The sequence below is a fragment of the Bradyrhizobium sp. GW821-FHT13H05 genome (genome assembly GCF_058804065.1).
Map to the genome: position 1 here is coordinate 285,435 of NZ_JBXAPO010000008.1, position 15,556 is coordinate 300,990.

Genomic DNA, 15,556 nt, shown 5'->3' on the forward strand with positions numbered 1-15,556 from the left:
GCCGACATGGAGAGAGAGCGGATATCGTGGCTTCGCATTCCCGGCGTGCAATCACGATCCGGCGAAGGGTCCGTGACGCGCGTCCGTAGCCCGGATGGAGCCAACGGGTCGGCGCGCAGCGCCGCCCGATGACAGGCTCCGCGTAATCCGGGGTTCTTCGATGCGGCTGGCGCTGTCCCGGATTTCGCTGCGCGCCATCTGGGCTACGGCAATCAATACAACGGCGGGATCTGTCCGACCTTCACCGGGCCGAGCAGCACGGCACCGTCGACGAACTTCAGCGGGAAGCTGCGGGCCTTCTTGCCCTCGAGCGTGCTCTCGGTGCCGATCGAATTGATGCCGGCGGCAAGTCCCGCATTGGCATTCTGCTTGATGACCTTGCCGAGGCCGGGAACGGCGCGGTCGAGCGCGCCGAACAGGTTGTTGAGGTCCTGCGACTTGACGCCGGGCGCGACGCGATCGAGCGTTGCCTGCGGCACGCCCTCTTCCAGCATTTTCTCGATGCCGAGCGCCGGGATCACGCGCTCGAGGCCCGTCACCGTCATCTGCAACTCGCCGTCGAGTCGGCCATTGGCCGAGAGGCCGAGCGTGCCGGCCGCGACTGCGATCATCTCACCCTGCTGGATGCGCGACTGCACGATCTCGATATGGCCGCCTGCCTCCTGGATCTCGCGGAAGCGCTGCGGCCAGGGCTTTGGCGTCAGGTCGGAAAGGCCGCTGATCTTGGCGCGCGTATCGGCTTCGAACGGCTCGGCGAGCAGGGGATGAACGCCCTGGATGCTGCCCTGCGCGATATGGGCCACGGTCTCGATCACGGGATGATCGGCCGGCGATCCGTCCGCGAGACGGCCATGCAGCTCGATCTGCTTGGCGCGTGCGAGCGGCACCTGCACGCTGCCGTCGAGACGGTTGACGGTGGGATCGTCGAACACGATCGAGGCGCGATCCGGCACGGCCGGCAAGCCAACGACGCTGCTGCGGCCCTTGCTCCAGTTCACGACAAAGGTGTTTTGCGTGACGCCGTCGGTGAGCGTCGCCGGCGCGGAAAATTCAGCGATGACCAGCTTGGGATCGTAAACCTGGGCGATAACCAGGATGTTGTCGAGCTTGGCCGTGAACGGCGTCTTGCTGGCGTTCTGCGACACAAGGGCGACGCTGGCGCCGGAACACTGGACCTCGAAGCGGAACGGGAAGCCGGCGATCGAGCGTTTGGCGCAATCATAGATGCGGCCGGATTTCGCCTCCTGCGCGCGCCAGGCGTCTGCGGCGATTTCGGCCTGCGACGCCGCATAGAACCAGAAACAGCTCCACGCGACCGCGAGGATCAGGACGAGAACGGGTGCGATGAAAAGGCCCCAACGGGAGCGCCGGCCTGCGGCAACGGTCATATCGGACATGCGGCGACCCTTTGACCCCAGATGATGGCAAATGTAAGCGAGGTTGGCTTGCTCCGAAAGGCGGAGAATTCGCTTCGCTTGGCGGCGCGGTTCTGGTAGCCGTGCCCGAAATGTCGGAAATCACCCTCCCCTCCGTCACGACAGCCAAGGGCGACCTCTGGGTGTTCGGCTATGGCTCGCTGATGTGGCGACCTGGCTTCGAATTCAGGGAACGCGTCCCGGCGCGGCTGGTCGGCGAGCATCGGGCGCTCTGCGTCTATTCCTTCGTGCATCGCGGCACGCCGGAGAAGCCGGGCCTGGTGCTCGGGCTCGACCGCGGCGGCGCCTGCCGGGGCATCGCCTTCCGCGTCGCCGAAGAGAACCGCGCCGATGTCGTCGCCTATTTGCGCGCGCGCGAGCAGGTGACGTCGGTCTATCGCGAGGTGATGCGCTCGGTGTGGCTGGAGAACGATGCGCGCGAGCGCGTCTCCGCGCTCGCCTATGTCGTCGATCGCGGTCATGTCCAATACGCCGGCCGGCTGTCGCTTGCCGATCAGCATCGCCATGTCGTCCAGGGCCATGGCCAGTCCGGGGCCAACCGCGACTATGTGACCGCGACAGTGAAGGCGATCGAGGCCGAAGGTTTTCGCGATACGCAATTGCATCAGCTCGCGACCATGCTGCATGGGGACACGCATTCCCCGCACGCGCAGGCTACCGCGGAGGATCGAGAGAACCGCTAACTCTCCGACGGCGCGTAGCTCGGCGCGCTGCCGATCAGCTGCTCCTGCTCTTTCCGGCCCGCTTCGACGAGGCGGCCGGTCGCGTCCTCGATGGCCGTTTGCACGCGGGACAGAAACTCGTCCTTCGGCAGGCCCGGCGGCAGCGGATCGAGGAACTCGACCACGAGCGTGCCGGGGTAGCGCATGAAAGTGCGGCGCGGCCAGAACAGGCCGGAATTGAGCGCGATCGGCAGGCACTGCACGCCGCAGGACGAATAGATCTGCGCAAAGCCGGTCTTGTAGTCGGGCGCAGCACCCGGCGCGCGGCGTGTGCCTTCTGGAAAGATCACGAGCTGCCTTCCGCCGCGCACCGCATCGCGCGCCCGCCGCGTCATGTCCAGCAGCGCCTTCACGCCGGCCTTGCGGTCGATCGCGATCATCCCGGTCTTGACCAGGAACTGACCGAACACCGGGATCTGCATGAGCTGGCGCTTGAGGATGAAGATCGGGCGGTCGAAGAAGCCCGGCAGCACGAAGGTCTCCCAGAACGACTGGTGCTTGGCCGCGATCACCAGCGGTCCCTGCGGGATCTTCTCGACGCCACGGAATTCTACCTTGATGTTGCAGACCAGGCGCATCAGGACCAGCGTCGCCTTCGCCCACCATTGCGCGACCGTCAGCATGGCCCGTGGCGGCAAGGCGAAGGTCGGCAGCGCCACGATCGCAAGGCACACCAGCACGGCGTAGAACAGCACGTTGAACACGAGCGAGCGCAGGAAAATCAAGAACATCGACGGTCCATCAATTGACGGCCTGGGCGGTGGCGGGCCGCTTCGGCTGCTGGCCTGCAGGCTGCTCCGACATCTCGGGCGAAAGGTCAATCCCGAAATCCTCCAGCCGGACCCTGAGCTCGGCCGCGATGTACTTGACATATTCCGACATCAACAACCGCAAAGTGGACGCCGAGGTCCACCACGGCTCCTCCCGCCATTTGTCACCGACCACCGCGAACGGAATCAGAACCGTCTCCGGCATCGCGTGCGAGAACTCCACCAGCGCGCGCGGCATGTGATAGTTCGAGGTGACCACGATCAGCGATCTGAAGCCGCGTCCCTCGGCCCAGCGCCGCGCTTCCGCCGCGTTGCCGCGGGTCGACAGCGCAGTGCGGTCGAGGTCGACGCAGCAGGTCATGAAGGACTGGTTCTCCGGCAGGGTTCGGGAGATGTCGCTTGCCGTCGAAGTCGGATGCACGCCGGAGATCAGCAGCCGCTTGCCGTAGCCGGCAGCGAGCAGCTCCATCGCATCCGACACCCGCGAGGAGCCGCCGGTCAGGACCACGATGCCATCCGCCTTGCGGTCGGGCGCGATCTCGGCGCCGCGCAACTGCGACAGGAACGCGACGAAGCCCGCCGCCGCGCCGACGAAGGCGAGCGCGATCGTCGACACCAATGCCGCGCGCAGCCAGCCGCGCGGCAATTTCGGCGATCGATCGTCGTTCGGCGAGGTCATGCGATGTCGGTGATCCCTTCCCCGGATGATTTTAAGACGTTTTGAGGCGAAGTGGAGTCCGGTTTATTTGGCTCTACCAACGCAACGGACCACAACTCTATCCGCGTCGGTGGTGCGCCCCCTCGCCCCGCTCCTGTCCGCCGAAGCCTTGGCGAAGGCGGATGCGGGGCCGCGACGAGCTTCGCTCGCGCTGAGAGGGTTGGGGTGAGGGGGAGTCTCCGCAGGGACGGAATCAGACGGACTCGCGGACAGTCCCCCTCACCCGGAATCCGCGCTTTCAGCGCGCATTCCGGCCTCTCCCCGCAAGCGGGGAGAGGCGAAGAAACCTCAATCCACATCATTCAACGTCGCGAACAGCGTCTGGCGCGAGGCGACGGCGGTGATGGCGCCGATCAGGACCGCCTGCACCGCAAGCACGATGTAGCCGGACGGCCGCAGCGAGAAGGTGCCGAGCAGGGCCGCGAACTGATCGCCAACAGGGGTCCCGGAAAACCAGCCGGCGATCGACTCGGAGAAGCCGAACACCAGCATGGCGGCGCCGCCGCCGATCACGCCGCCTTCCAAGCCCAGTCGGAGGAAATGGCGCAGGAAGCGGTTGGCGATGTAGCGATCGCCGGCACCGACGAAATGCAGCACCTCCACGATCGGACGGTTCGCAGCCATGGCGCCGCGGGTCGCGAACGAGACCGAGATGATGGTCGCGATGATGACGAGCGCAAGGATGCCGAGCCCGGCGAGCACCGTGGCATTGGTCATCGAGCGCATGCGCTCGATCCAGGCGCGGTGATCGTCGACGCTGGCGCTCGGCGCCACTTGCGTCACGCGCGCGCGCAAGGCGCCGAGATCGAGCGCCGTGCCGGGCTGCACGCGCGCGATGATCATGCGCGGCACCGGCAGATCGTCCATCGACAGGCCGGTGCCGAGCCAGGGCTCGAGCAGCTTGCCGCTCTCGTCCTTGGTGAAAGGCTTGACCTCGACGATGCCGGCCTGCGCGCGCATGGCCTCGGTCACCGCCGCGGTGTCGCGATCGAGATCGCGACCGGTCTGCGGCCGAACCTGGATGGTGATTTCGCTCGCGACATCCGACTGCCATTCCGCGGCGGAGGCGCTGACCAGCAGCACGGTGCCCGTCGTCATCGACGCGAGGAAGGTCATGATGGCGACGACGGCGACCAGCGCACGGCCGTGGATCGAGGCACGCGGCACGATCGGCGACATGTTGCGCGCCTTGGCCGGAAGCTGCGGACGCTCCTGTCCGAGATCGACCAGCACGCCGCGTTCGTCGGTCCTATTCATAGACGTGCAGCCGTCCCTGGTGCAGCACCAGCCGCCGTGCCTCGTACTGGTCCATCAGGCCGATGTCGTGGGTGGCGATGATGACCGCGGTGCCTGATTTGTTGAGCTCGATGAAGAGCCGCAGCAGGCGGCGGCCGAGCGTCGGATCGACGCTTCCGGTCGGCTCGTCCGCGAGCAGCAGCTGCGGCCGCGAGATCACCGCGCGCGCGATCGCCGCGCGCTGCTTCTCGCCGCCGGACAGGATCGGCGGCAGCGCGTCCATGCGTTCGCCGAGACCGACCCATTTCAGGAGGTCGATGACCTCCTTGCGATAGCTCGACTCGCTGCGGCCCATGACGCGGAACGGCAGCGCGACATTCTCGTAGGTCGTCATATGATCGAGCAGGCGGAAATCCTGGAGCACGATGCCGATGCGCTTGCGCAAGTCCGCGATCTCGTCCTTGCCGAGCTGCGAGATGTCGTGGCCGAACAGGTTGACGAGGCCGCGCGTCGGCCGGTGGGACAGGAACAACAGGCGCAAGAGTGATGTCTTGCCGGCACCGGACGGGCCGGTGAGGAACTGGAAGGAATGCGCGGGGATCTGGAAATTGAGGTCGCGCAGGACCTCCGGCCCCAGACCGTAACGCAATCCGACATTTTCGAACCGAACCAAGCTCAGCTCCGTTCGAGAGGTGGCGATAGGAGCGGCGCGACGCTCCGCCACACGCGATCAAGGGGTTTTGCGGCCGTTATGGTTTCCGGTTCGTTAACGGTCGCCCTGTAGCATTTGGGGTGCCCGGCTCTCCTCGACCGGCTCATCGTCAAGACCAGTCCGTGCATCAAGGCTCGTCCATGCATATCGTCTGCCCCCATTGTACGACATCCTACGCCATCAAGCTTGCCAGCCTGGGGGCGAACGGACGGACGGTCCGCTGCTCCCGCTGCAAGGAGACCTGGGTCGCCTATGCCGAGGATGCCATCGAGGAGGCCTCCGTCCCGGCCATGGCTGCGGCCAGCCAGGCCGACGACCAGTCCGACCTCGCCGCAGAATGGAACTCATACGCCAAGGACGACGGCGCCGCGGATACCCCTGTTGTCGAAAGCCCCTCGATCGCCAGCGACTGGCCCGCCGAGGACGCCAAGGAGATCGAGGACGAATGGTCGGCTGCCGCCAGGGAGGCCGAAGAGGAGGTCGTCGGTGTGCAGCATCAGTCCTGGTTCCGCGGCCTGTTCGGCCGCCGCGGCGCCCGGGTGAAGCGTCCGGTCCCCACCGTGGCGCCACGAAAATCCTATTTCGGCCTGCCGACCGCCTGCGCCGCCATGGCCGCGCTGGTGCTGGCCCTGGTCATCTGGCGCGGTGACATGGTGCGGCTGCTGCCGCAGACCGCGGCCTTCTACAAGATGGTCGGGTTGGAGGTGAACCTGCGCGGGCTGGCCTTCAAGGACGTCAAGCTCTCCAGCGAGACCGTTGACGGTAAGCAGGTGCTGGTGATCGAGGGCGTGATCGTCGGCCAGGGCAAGAAGCCGCTCGATATCCCGCGGCTGCGCTTTGCGGTGCGCGACGCGCAAGGCGCCGAGATCTACGCCTGGAACACCGTGCTGGAGCAGACCGTGCTGCAGCCCGGCGAGCGCGCCTTCTTCCGCTCGCGCCTGGCCTCGCCTCCGCCGGAGGGCCGCAATATCGACGTTCGCTTCTTCAACCGGCGCGACATTGCCGGCGGCAGCGTATAATCAGGCAGCTGTTGTTTGAGCATGGGCTTTCGGAAAACCGCTACACTTTTCCGGATCATGCTCGAGATCCCGCACGGGAAGGTTCGCCCCAAGGGTTGATCTGATGCCGAAAGTTCTGATCGCCGACGACGAGGATTCGATGCGCCAGCTGGTGGCGCGCGCCATCGCCATGGACGGCCACGAGACCGTCACCGCGCAGGACGGCGCAGAGGCGCTGGAGATCCTGACCCGCGAGGCAGGCGCGTTCGATCTCCTGCTCACGGACATCCAGATGCCTGTGATGGACGGCATCGCGCTGGCGCTGTCCGCCGCGCGCGACTTCCCCGACCTGACGATCCTGCTGATGACCGGCTATGCCGACCAGCGCGAGCGTGCCTCAAACCTCAACGCGCTGGTACATGACGTCGTGACCAAACCATTCTCGGTCGCCGACATCCGCACCGCCGTGGCGGATGCACTGGCGGCGAAGAAGGGGTAGCGGGCGACGCACCACATTCCGCTGTCATGCCCCGCGAAGGCGGGACATCCAGTACGCCGCAGCCCCTCGATCAAATCACAACCGTCTCGGAGTACTGGATCGCCCGCCTGCGCGGGCGATGACACCGAGTGTCAAAAATCCTTCAGCAGCCGCTCGAGATAGTCGAGTTCGATCTGCGGACGGGCGGGATCGCTGAGGCGACGGCGCAGCTCTTCGAGGATGCGGCGCGCGCGCTGGGCATCGATCTCGCCGGGAATCTTGACTGTGAAATCGTCGCTATAGTCCTTGCCACGGAGCGGCCGGCCGAGCGGATCGGTCCGTTCGCCGCTGCCCTGCTGGCGACCGACTGCCTGGCCGGGACCTTCGCCATCGCCCGGCTCCGAGCCCTCGCCGTTCTGCTGCCCGCCCATGGAGTCAGCCAGATCCTGCATGCCCTTGCGCAAGGCATCGATGGCCTTGCCCTGCGACGTCGTCGCGCCGTCCGCATCGCCTTCGCCGATCTGACTGCCGGCATCGCCCATGGCGTTTTCGGCCGCGTCGAAGCCGTCCTCGCCATCCTGGTCGCCGTCGCCCTGCTGGCCGTTCTGGCCTTGTTGGCCCTGCTGACCCTGCTGCTTCTGACCGCGCTGGCCCTTCTGGCCGTCCTGCTGCAGCCCCATCTCGGCGAGCTTCTTCTTCAGGGCCTCCAGCCGCTTCTTCAACTGCTCCTGCCGGTCCTGGGTATCCGCGCTGTCGCGCGACGCCGACGGATCGTTCGGATCGGGATAGAGATACTTCTCCATCTCCCTGATCGCCTTGGACTGCTGGCCGATGCTCTGGTCCGAGTTCTTCTCCTTCAGGCTGTCGGTAGATTGCTTCATCGACCGGTCGGCACTGTCGAGCAGCGCATCGAGATTCTGCTGATCAGAGCGTGACTGAGCCAGGGCGGTTGAAGCCGCGAAACAGGAGAGCGCAAGCGCGAGAACGGCCGTCGAAAGCCCTCCCCGCACAACCTTCCTGCCCTGCAAAATCGAGGTGTGCTTCATGAGCTATCTGCCTCCCTGGGATTGACGCCAGGTCCTGAGCTCTTCGCGCAAGGCCTCCTGCTGCTTTGCCAGATCGTCGAGCTGCTCGGTTGTCGCGCCGCGCGTCTTCTGCCGCAACTCTCTCGATTTGCGCAGGATCTCCGCGACCTTCGGCGGCAGCGGCTTGGTGCCGCGCTGACCGCGCTTGGAGTCCTTGCTCTGCCGGTCGGTTTCGTCGCGCAACGCGTTCTGCTCGCGAAGCAGATCGTTCAGCTCGCGCGCAATCTCGTCCATCTCTCGCTGCTCGGCGCTGGGCGGGCCCGGCGGCCGTTCCAGCAGACGTGCCAGACGATCCAGCTCGCGTGCGGCTGCATCGCGGTTGCCGCGCTGGATCAGCCGCTCGATCCGCTTCATCTGGTCATCAAGGCCGACGGCCGGACGCGCCAGCGGATTGTTGCGCATCTGCTGCGCGTACTGGCGCATGTAGTTGTCGAGCGCAGTGCGCAGATTGTCCATGAGCTTCTTGAGCTCTTCGTCGCTGGCGCCGCGCTGAAGCGCCTGCTTGAGCGCGTCCTGGGCCGCGCGCAGCGCCTTGTCGACGTCGCTGATATTGCCGTCCTCGATCGTCACCGCCAGCGCCCACAGGCTCGCCACGACCTCCCGCAGGGAATCGTCGGTGCGCGCCGCCTCGAGCTGACGCGCGACGCTGTAGAGGCCGAGATAGTGCCCGGGCCCCGGCGTGAACATCTCGGGCGCGATCATCAGCGCGTCCAGCGCGGCGTAGACGTCGGAGTTCTTGTTGGCGTCGAGCGCGAGGATGCGGCGCTGCTCGATCAGCGCGCGGGCGAGCGGCTTGGTGAACAGCCGCCCCGGCAGGCGCATGTTGAAGGGCTCGCTTCTAGCCTCGTTGCCGGCCTCGTCCTTGGCGGTCAGCGTCAGCGTGACGTCCGCGCCGGAATAGGGATCCTCGCTGAGGTCCTTCACCATCTGGCCGACGCCGTTGCGGGTGCGTGCATTGGGCAAAGTGAGCGCGAATTGCGGCGGCTGGTACAGCGGCCGCGCGGCCTTGGTGTCAGCGTCCTTGCTGGCGTCCCTGGAATTGTCCTGAACGTCGGAGGGACGCGGGACGAACTGCGCCTCGGCGCCGGTGACGCCGTAATCGTCCTCGATCTTGTAGGAGAGCTGCAACGCGCCGTAGGCCTGCCGCTCCGGATCCTTGGCGAGCGCGATCGTCGGCGGCCGGTCCGGCGTTGCCGTGAACGCCCATTGCGGCTGGCCGGAGGGCGCACGGACATGCGCGGTGCCGTCGCCGGCGATGGCAAAGTGCTTCTCGTTGGTGCCCTTCGGCGTCGCCTCGGTGGGGGCGACCTCCTTGAGGCCGCCGGAGACGGCGACATCGAGGCTGCCGCCGGAAGAGCGCACGATCAGGGTCGAGCCGGCGGGAACGGCGAGCGGACCGGAGGCCGGCAGCGCAGCGGCCTCCTTGTTGGCGGCCGACAGGATGACCGGCGGCTTGCCGGTGTAGAGCGGCGGGGTGACCCAGGCATCGACGCGAACATTGGCCGGAGCCAGCACGCCATTCCAGTCGAAGGCCGCGCCGAGCCGCATCGCGCGCTCATCGCCGGCTGCGAAGTAGGTCGCAACCAGCATCACCATGACCAGCGCGCGCAGCGCCCAGGGGTCATGCAGAGCCAGCCGCGGGTGCGGCAGACCGGCGCGGATGGCCTTGAGCGAGGCCAGCGTGCGCTCGCGCTGCGCCTGCCACAGCACCTTCGCGACCGGGTCCTGCGAGGTCAGCGTGTCCGTGAGCGTGGTGGCCGGACGGTGACGGATGCCGGAGCCGCGGTCGAGCCGGCTCAAAGCTTCCTCGCGGCTCGGCCAGCGGAAGCGAATCAACGGGAACAGGACGGCAATCGCAACGCCGGCAAAAATGACGAGACCGATGGCACGGGCGAGGAACGGCAGCGCAAACCACAGACCCGCCCAGGACACCACCAGGAACAGGCCGACCACGGTCAGCAGCCGCGCCAAATTCGGCCAGGCACGCTCCCACGCGATGGCATAGATGGCCCGATCGAGGGCCTGCGCCAGCTTCAGCCGCGACAGAGCATTATCGTCGCGGATCGGGTCTGACGGGTCGGGGGTGACGCCGTTCAATCAGCTCTCCAGGTTGCCCGGTGGAGAGAAGCCTATCACAACGGCAGCACTGAGGCATCCGTTCCTGTACGGGAGACACCCCTTTTCCCGCATAACACGAGGACGTGACTGGCCCGCCGCAACCCCGTAATTTCCGCGCCGCCATCCCTGAGGGAAACGAGGAAACGACATGGACAAGAAGATGCACGACAAGGGCCTGGAAGTCCGCAAAGCGGTGCTGGGGGAAGCCTATGTCAACAACGCCCTGAAAAACGTCGACGACTTCAACCGTCCGTTCCAGGAGATGCTCAACGAATATTGCTGGGGCACGGTGTGGGGCCGCGAGGAGCTGCCGCGCAAGACCCGCAGCATGCTCAACATCGCCATGATCGCGATCCTCAACCGCCAGCACGAGTTTCGCGCACATCTCAAGGGCGCACTCACCAACGGCGTCACCCGCGACGAGATCCGCGAGATCCTGATGCAGGTCGCGATCTATGGCGGCATGCCGGCCGCCGTCGACAGTTTCAGGATCGCGCGCGAGGTGTTCGCGGAGCTCGATGGGAAGGCGTGAGGCCAGCTCTCTCCGACGTCGTCCCGGGCGCGCAAAGCGCGAGCCCGGGACGACGAGCGGAGAATGATCGCCGCTTCACGTCCAACGAACAACCAAGAAGAACGAAGGAAACACCATGGACATCGGATTCATCGGCCTCGGAAACATGGGTTTCCCGATGGCGCGGCGGCTGATCGAGGCCGGTCACAAGCTCGTCGTGTTCGACACGCGCAAGGAGGTCACGGACAAGCTCGTGGCGCGCGGCGCCACTGCTGCGACATCACCCAAGGACGTCGCCGACCAGGTCGAGACCGTGATGGCGAGCCTGCCGTCGCTGCAGGCCTCGCTTGAAGTTGCCACGGGAGCGAACGGCGTGATCGCGGGCAAGCGCGCCAAACGCTTCATCGATCTCTCCACCGTCGGCTCGACGATGGCTTCGAAGATTCACGGCCTGCTCGCCAGGCGCGACATCGTGCAGATCGACTGCCCCGTCTCCGGCGGCGTCGGCGGCGCCGAGAAGGGCACGCTTGCGGTGATGGTGTCGGGGCCGAAGGCGGAGTTCGAGCTGCTCAAGCCCGCGCTCGACGTGATCGGAAAAGTGTTCTTCATCGGCGAGAAGCCCGGCGCGGCGCAGACCATGAAGCTCGCCAACAATTTCCTGTCCGCCACCGCGATGGTGGCGACGTCGGAAGCCGTGGTGATGGGTGTGAAGGCCGGGCTCGATCCCGCCGTGATGATCGACGTCATCAATTCCGGCTCCGGCATGAACACCGCAAGCCGCGACAAGTTTCCGCGCTCGGTCCTGCCGCGCACCTTCGACTTCGGCTTCGCGACGGGGCTGATGGTGAAGGACGTGCGGCTGGCGCTGGAGGAGATGAAGTCGCTCGGGCTGTCGATGGAGGTCGCCGACGCGGTCGGGCGCCTCTGGGAAACCGTGATCAGCGCAGAAGGCGCCGAGTCGGATTTCACCGCGGCGATCAAGCCGATCGAGAAGAAGGCGGGCGTCGTGGTTGGCGGCAAGACCGGCGGATTGGCGGGGAAGTAGCGCCCCGCTCGTGTAGCCCGGATTACGCTGCGCTCCATCCGGGCTACGTCCTCACAACCGCAGCGCGAGTTCGCTCCCCATCTCGCGACACAACGATTCATCCTTGAGTTGTATTTGTTGTGGGCTATCCTGTCCTCGCTACAAGCCTGCAAAAAATCAGGGAGGACGGAATGAAGCGTCATCGACACTTACTTGTCGGTGCGACCATGGCCCTGTTTGCCTGTGTCGCAATCGGCACTTCGCCCGCCATGGCGACGGCGTGCACCAATCTTCGATCCTTGCAACTTCAGCACACGGTGATCAATTCGGCGGACGACAACACGACCGGCACCTTCGTCCCGCCTGGCGCGAGTCCGATCACCGGCCTTCCCGCCTTCTGTCGCGTCACCGCAACCCTGATTCCCAGTTCGGATTCCAGCATCAAGATCGAAGTCTGGTTGCCGGAGACGACTTGGAACGGCAGGTTCCTCGGCACTGGAGGCGGCGGCTTCCAGGGCACAATCACCTACAACGAGCTCGCCCTCGGTATCCAGGGCGGCTTTGCCGCGACCAACAGCGACCTCGGCACGGGGTCATCGGGATGCAATCCGCTGTTCTGCGGCTCGGCCGGCAACATGGGCAATCCTCTCGCCATTCAATTCGGCGACCCCGCGAGCCCTTCGACCGGCCTGTTCGGGCATCCCGAGCGGATCAAGGATTTCGGCTATCGCGCGATCCATCTGATGACCGTGCGCGGCAAGGAAATCGCCAACGCGTTTTACGGACAGCGGTCGCAGAGAGCCTATTTTGCCGGTTGCTCAACCGGCGGCCAGAACGCCCTGATGGAGGCGCAGCGCTTCCCCAACGATTATGACGGCATCCTGGCGGGCGCTCCCGCATTCAACCGCACCCACCTGCACATGGCGGGGCTCTATGGCTGGCAGAATACGCATGCGAGCCCCGGCCGGTTCATCCAGACCGGCCAGATGACGCTGATCAACCAGGCCGTGCTCAAGCAATGCGTCGGCCAGGACGGCGGCGCCAGCACCGATCAGTTCCTGACCGATCCGCGCGATTGTCGTTTCGATCCGAAGGTCCTGCTCTGCAAAGGTGGCAACCTCCCACCCGCCTGCCTGACCTCCGATCAGGTAACGACCATGCAGAGATATTACGCCGGCACGATCGACCCGGTGAACGGGCAGATCATCAATCCAGGCTCCCAGCGCGGCAACGAGACCGACGACATCCCCGCCCTCGGTCTGGCGTTCCAGGAGCGACTGCCCGAGCCGGCCTTCGACGGCCTGTTCTACTGGGTGTTCGGGCCGAGCTTCGGCTACCCATCCAGCCCGGTCAATTTCGCCAATTTCGACTTCCACCGCGACATCGACAAGGTGGATGATCAGCTTGCGGCGGTGCTGAACGCCACCAGCACCGATCTCAGCGAGTTCAGAGGGCACGGCGGCAAGCTGCTGATGTACCACGGCTGGGCCGATCCGCTGATCCCGTCACAGAGCAGCATCAACTATTTCCTCGCGCTCGTGGGGAATGAAGGTCAGGGCTTCCAACAGGCCAGCTTCTTCGATCACGCGGACGGACATGGCAATCCGGCGCTGCGGCGGACCCAGAGCTATGCGCGCCTGTTCATGGTGCCCGGGATGTACCATTGCTCAGGCGGGCCCGGTCCCAATACGTTCGATGCGCTCACACCGCTCGTCAAATGGGTCGAGGCGGGCGTCGCGCCGGAGACGATCCTCGCCACGAAGTTCGTGGCCGATACGCCGCCCGCGGTCCAGATGACGCGCCCGCTCTGCGTCTTCCCGAAGGTCGCGAAGTACAACGGCAACGGCGACACCAACAATGCAGCGAACTTCACCTGCATCACCGACGAGAACGATTTCAACCAGAAGCCGGCTCCGAAATACGGGCCGTGACGAACGCGAAACGCCGGCGAGCATCGGCTCGCCGGCGTTTCGTCAGGTCGTAGCCCGGATGGAGCAAAGCGAAATCCGGGGCCGAGGGCGCCGCCGAGAGACTGTCCCGGATTTCGCTTCGCTCCATCCGGACTACGGTCAATCACTCAAAGCCACGGCGCCGGCTTATCCATCGCGATCAGCTGCTCGACCTCAATGCGCGGGCGCACCACCGCGTATTGATCGCCCTTCACGAGCACCTCCGGCACCAGCGGCCGCGTGTTGTAGGTGCCGGCCTGCACGGCGCCATAGGCGCCCGCGGTCATGATGGCGAGGAGATCGCCCGCTTTCGGCGTCGGCAGCGCGCGATCGAGCGCGAGATAGTCGCCGGTCTCGCAGACCGGGCCGACGACATCGGCCATGATGGTGGCCGCGCCCTTCGGGGCTTGCGTCACCGGCAGGATGTCGTGATGGGCTTCGTACAGCGTCGGCCGGATCAAATCGTTCATCGCGGCATCGATGATGACGAAATTCTTGCCGTCGCCGTGCTTCACATAGATCACCTTGGCGACCAGGATGCCGGCATTGCCGACGATCATGCGGCCGGGCTCGAACATCAGCGTGCAGCCGAGATTGTGGCTGACGCGCTTGACCATGGCAGCATAGGCATCGGGCGCCGGCGGCGCCTCGCGGTCCATGTAATAGGGAATGCCGAGGCCGCCGCCGAAATCGACATGCGAGATGTCGTGGCCGTCGGCACGCAGCGTCTGCACGAATTCGGAGAGGATGCGGAACGCGGCCTCCATCTTGGAGAGATCGGTGATCTGGCTGCCGATATGCACGTCGGTGCCGGTCACCTGGATGCCGGGCAGCTTCGCGGCCCGCGCGTAGACCTCGCGGGCATGTGCGAGCGGGATGCCGAACTTGTTCTCGGACTTGCCGGTCGAGATTTTTGCGTGCGTGCCGGCATCGACGTCGGGATTGACGCGGATGGAGATGCGCGCGGTCTTGCCCATTTCGGTCGCAAGGCGCGCGAGCAGCTCGAGCTCGGGCTCGGATTCGACGTTGAGGCAGAGGATGTCGGCGGCGAGCGCAGCGCGCAGCTCGGTCTCGGTCTTGCCGACGCCGGAGAACAGGATCTTGCTCGCGGGAATGCCGGCGGCCAGCGCACGCTTCAGTTCACCGCCGGAGACCACGTCGGCGCCGGCCCCTAACTTCGCCAGTGTGCGCAGCACCGACTGGTTGGAGTTCGCCTTCATGGCGTAGCAGACCAGCACCTTCTCGCCGGCGAAAGCATCGGCGAAGACGCGGTAATGCCGCTCCAGCGTCGCGGTCGAATAGCAATAGAACGGCGTGCCGATTGTTGCGGCCAGCTCGGACAGATTCACCGCCTCGGCGTGCAGCACGCCGTTGCGATAGTCGAAATGGTTCATGGCGTTGGCTCAGTTGCCCCAGCTTATTTGCTGGGTCTTTCGTCCAGGAGCGGGTCGAGAACAAACGATCTTTTCTTGCCCTTGGGCGCCGCGGGATCTGCATCCGCACCATAGGTGGGGTTGAACACGCTCGGCGTCTTCTGGGCTTCGGTCTCGGTGTCGGTCGGAGCTGCGACATTGGCCGTCGACGCGCTGGAGGCGGTCGGCGGCAGATCCAGCGGGCCCTTGCGGCCGCAGCCGGCCAGCGCAAGCGCCGTCAGGCTCAAGACAATGATGGCCCACCCCGAGCCGGCCGGGCGAAACTTTGACGTCACGACGAAATCCCCACTACGCGGGGCGCACCATACAGAGATTGGCGCGCTCTGGCGAGAGCCGGATGACCATGAAACATAAGCGAAATTTTGC

General features: G+C 65.7%; 15 protein-coding genes. 6 read left to right on the plus strand and 9 right to left on the minus strand.

The annotated features are described in order from the left end of the window. Positions 1-212: 212 nt before the first annotated feature. Positions 213-1,397: a DUF2125 domain-containing protein gene (locus AC1RR3_RS24710; RefSeq protein WP_492825687.1), complete on the minus strand. Its 1,185-nt coding sequence runs from the start codon at positions 1,395-1,397 to the stop codon at positions 213-215. A gap of 110 nt (positions 1,398-1,507) precedes the next feature. On the opposite strand from AC1RR3_RS24710, the gene AC1RR3_RS24715 reads away from it, so the two are divergent. After that, positions 1,508-2,119 (plus strand): gamma-glutamylcyclotransferase, encoded by a 612-nt coding sequence (locus tag AC1RR3_RS24715; RefSeq protein ID WP_492825688.1) that lies wholly within the window; start codon positions 1,508-1,510, stop codon positions 2,117-2,119. Here AC1RR3_RS24715 and AC1RR3_RS24720 read toward each other — a convergent pair. The 4 genes from AC1RR3_RS24720 to ftsE all read right to left on the minus strand — a co-directional run bounded on the left by AC1RR3_RS24720 (position 2,116) and on the right by ftsE (position 5,555). Beyond that, positions 2,116-2,889 carry a lysophospholipid acyltransferase family protein gene (locus AC1RR3_RS24720; protein ID WP_492825689.1) on the minus strand — a complete coding sequence of 258 codons (774 nt, stop codon included), beginning with the start codon at positions 2,887-2,889 and terminating at the stop codon, positions 2,116-2,118. The genes AC1RR3_RS24715 and AC1RR3_RS24720 overlap by 4 nt on opposite strands. A gap of 10 nt (positions 2,890-2,899) precedes the next feature. Then, positions 2,900-3,607, minus strand: a complete 708-nt coding sequence (locus AC1RR3_RS24725) for a YdcF family protein (RefSeq protein ID WP_492825690.1) — start codon at positions 3,605-3,607, stop codon at positions 2,900-2,902. 327 nt (positions 3,608-3,934) lie between these two features. After that, positions 3,935-4,903: a cell division protein FtsX gene (locus tag AC1RR3_RS24730; RefSeq protein WP_492825691.1), complete on the minus strand. Its 969-nt coding sequence runs from the start codon at positions 4,901-4,903 to the stop codon at positions 3,935-3,937. Continuing rightward, complete coding sequence (gene ftsE, locus AC1RR3_RS24735) at positions 4,896-5,555, minus strand: cell division ATP-binding protein FtsE (RefSeq protein ID WP_492825692.1); 660 nt, start codon at positions 5,553-5,555, stop codon at positions 4,896-4,898. The genes AC1RR3_RS24730 and ftsE overlap by 8 nt, the downstream gene beginning before the upstream one ends. 179 nt (positions 5,556-5,734) lie before the next feature. Here ftsE and AC1RR3_RS24740 point away from each other — a divergent pair, with 179 nt between their 5' ends. Beyond that, entirely contained in the window at positions 5,735-6,613 is an 879-nt protein-coding gene (locus AC1RR3_RS24740; RefSeq protein ID WP_492825693.1) for an MJ0042-type zinc finger domain-containing protein, read from the plus strand. Positions 6,614-6,716: 103 nt separating this feature from the next. Continuing rightward, complete coding sequence (locus AC1RR3_RS24745; RefSeq protein WP_492825694.1) at positions 6,717-7,091, plus strand: response regulator; 375 nt, start codon at positions 6,717-6,719, stop codon at positions 7,089-7,091. 131 nt (positions 7,092-7,222) lie between these two features. Here the strand turns inward: AC1RR3_RS24745 and AC1RR3_RS24750 are convergent, their stop codons facing one another. Further along, the gene (locus tag AC1RR3_RS24750) at positions 7,223-8,116 is read right to left on the minus strand and encodes a DUF4175 family protein (RefSeq protein WP_492825695.1); all 894 of its coding nucleotides are present in this window, start codon (positions 8,114-8,116) and stop codon (positions 7,223-7,225) included. Between the two features lie 3 nt (positions 8,117-8,119). Continuing rightward, entirely contained in the window at positions 8,120-10,252 is a 2,133-nt protein-coding gene (locus AC1RR3_RS24755) for a TIGR02302 family protein (RefSeq protein WP_492825696.1), read from the minus strand. Positions 10,253-10,421: 169 nt separating this feature from the next. Here AC1RR3_RS24755 and AC1RR3_RS24760 point away from each other — a divergent pair, with 169 nt between their 5' ends. From AC1RR3_RS24760 to AC1RR3_RS24770, 3 genes are all read left to right on the plus strand, one after another. After that, positions 10,422-10,805, plus strand: coding sequence for a carboxymuconolactone decarboxylase family protein (locus AC1RR3_RS24760; protein ID WP_045005367.1), 384 nt, complete (start codon positions 10,422-10,424; stop codon positions 10,803-10,805). 115 nt (positions 10,806-10,920) lie between these two features. Next, the gene (locus tag AC1RR3_RS24765) at positions 10,921-11,829 is read left to right on the plus strand and encodes an NAD(P)-dependent oxidoreductase (RefSeq protein ID WP_492825697.1); all 909 of its coding nucleotides are present in this window, start codon (positions 10,921-10,923) and stop codon (positions 11,827-11,829) included. Positions 11,830-11,999: 170 nt separating this feature from the next. Then, on the plus strand, positions 12,000-13,739 hold the full coding sequence (locus AC1RR3_RS24770) for a tannase/feruloyl esterase family alpha/beta hydrolase (RefSeq protein WP_492825698.1): 1,740 nt from the start codon (positions 12,000-12,002) through the stop codon (positions 13,737-13,739). A 146-nt stretch (positions 13,740-13,885) separates the two neighbouring features. On the opposite strand, the gene lysA is transcribed toward AC1RR3_RS24770, so the two are convergent. Together lysA and lptM are read right to left on the minus strand one after the other, a co-directional pair. Next, positions 13,886-15,151, minus strand: coding sequence for a diaminopimelate decarboxylase (gene lysA / locus AC1RR3_RS24775; RefSeq protein ID WP_492825699.1), 1,266 nt, complete (start codon positions 15,149-15,151; stop codon positions 13,886-13,888). 23 nt (positions 15,152-15,174) lie between these two features. Continuing rightward, positions 15,175-15,465 carry an LPS translocon maturation chaperone LptM gene (gene lptM, locus AC1RR3_RS24780; RefSeq protein ID WP_492825700.1) on the minus strand — a complete coding sequence of 97 codons (291 nt, stop codon included), beginning with the start codon at positions 15,463-15,465 and terminating at the stop codon, positions 15,175-15,177. Between the last annotated feature and the right edge of the window lie 91 nt (positions 15,466-15,556).

What these genes read in the sequence shown, in the direction of transcription:
- AC1RR3_RS24710 (WP_492825687.1), bottom strand. Translation starts at nt 1,397, where the DNA reads ATGTCCGATATGACCGTTGCCGCAGGCCGGCGCTCCCGTTGGGGCCTT.
- AC1RR3_RS24715 (WP_492825688.1), top strand. Translation starts at nt 1,508, where the DNA reads ATGTCGGAAATCACCCTCCCCTCCGTCACGACAGCCAAGGGCGACCTC.
- AC1RR3_RS24720 (WP_492825689.1), bottom strand. Translation starts at nt 2,889, where the DNA reads ATGTTCTTGATTTTCCTGCGCTCGCTCGTGTTCAACGTGCTGTTCTAC.
- AC1RR3_RS24725 (WP_492825690.1), bottom strand. Translation starts at nt 3,607, where the DNA reads ATGACCTCGCCGAACGACGATCGATCGCCGAAATTGCCGCGCGGCTGG.
- AC1RR3_RS24730 (WP_492825691.1), bottom strand. Translation starts at nt 4,903, where the DNA reads ATGAATAGGACCGACGAACGCGGCGTGCTGGTCGATCTCGGACAGGAG.
- AC1RR3_RS24740 (WP_492825693.1), top strand. Translation starts at nt 5,735, where the DNA reads ATGCATATCGTCTGCCCCCATTGTACGACATCCTACGCCATCAAGCTT.
- AC1RR3_RS24745 (WP_492825694.1), top strand. Translation starts at nt 6,717, where the DNA reads ATGCCGAAAGTTCTGATCGCCGACGACGAGGATTCGATGCGCCAGCTG.
- AC1RR3_RS24750 (WP_492825695.1), bottom strand. Translation starts at nt 8,116, where the DNA reads ATGAAGCACACCTCGATTTTGCAGGGCAGGAAGGTTGTGCGGGGAGGG.
- AC1RR3_RS24760 (WP_045005367.1), top strand. Translation starts at nt 10,422, where the DNA reads ATGGACAAGAAGATGCACGACAAGGGCCTGGAAGTCCGCAAAGCGGTG.
- AC1RR3_RS24765 (WP_492825697.1), top strand. Translation starts at nt 10,921, where the DNA reads ATGGACATCGGATTCATCGGCCTCGGAAACATGGGTTTCCCGATGGCG.
- AC1RR3_RS24770 (WP_492825698.1), top strand. Translation starts at nt 12,000, where the DNA reads ATGAAGCGTCATCGACACTTACTTGTCGGTGCGACCATGGCCCTGTTT.
- lysA (WP_492825699.1), bottom strand. Translation starts at nt 15,151, where the DNA reads ATGAACCATTTCGACTATCGCAACGGCGTGCTGCACGCCGAGGCGGTG.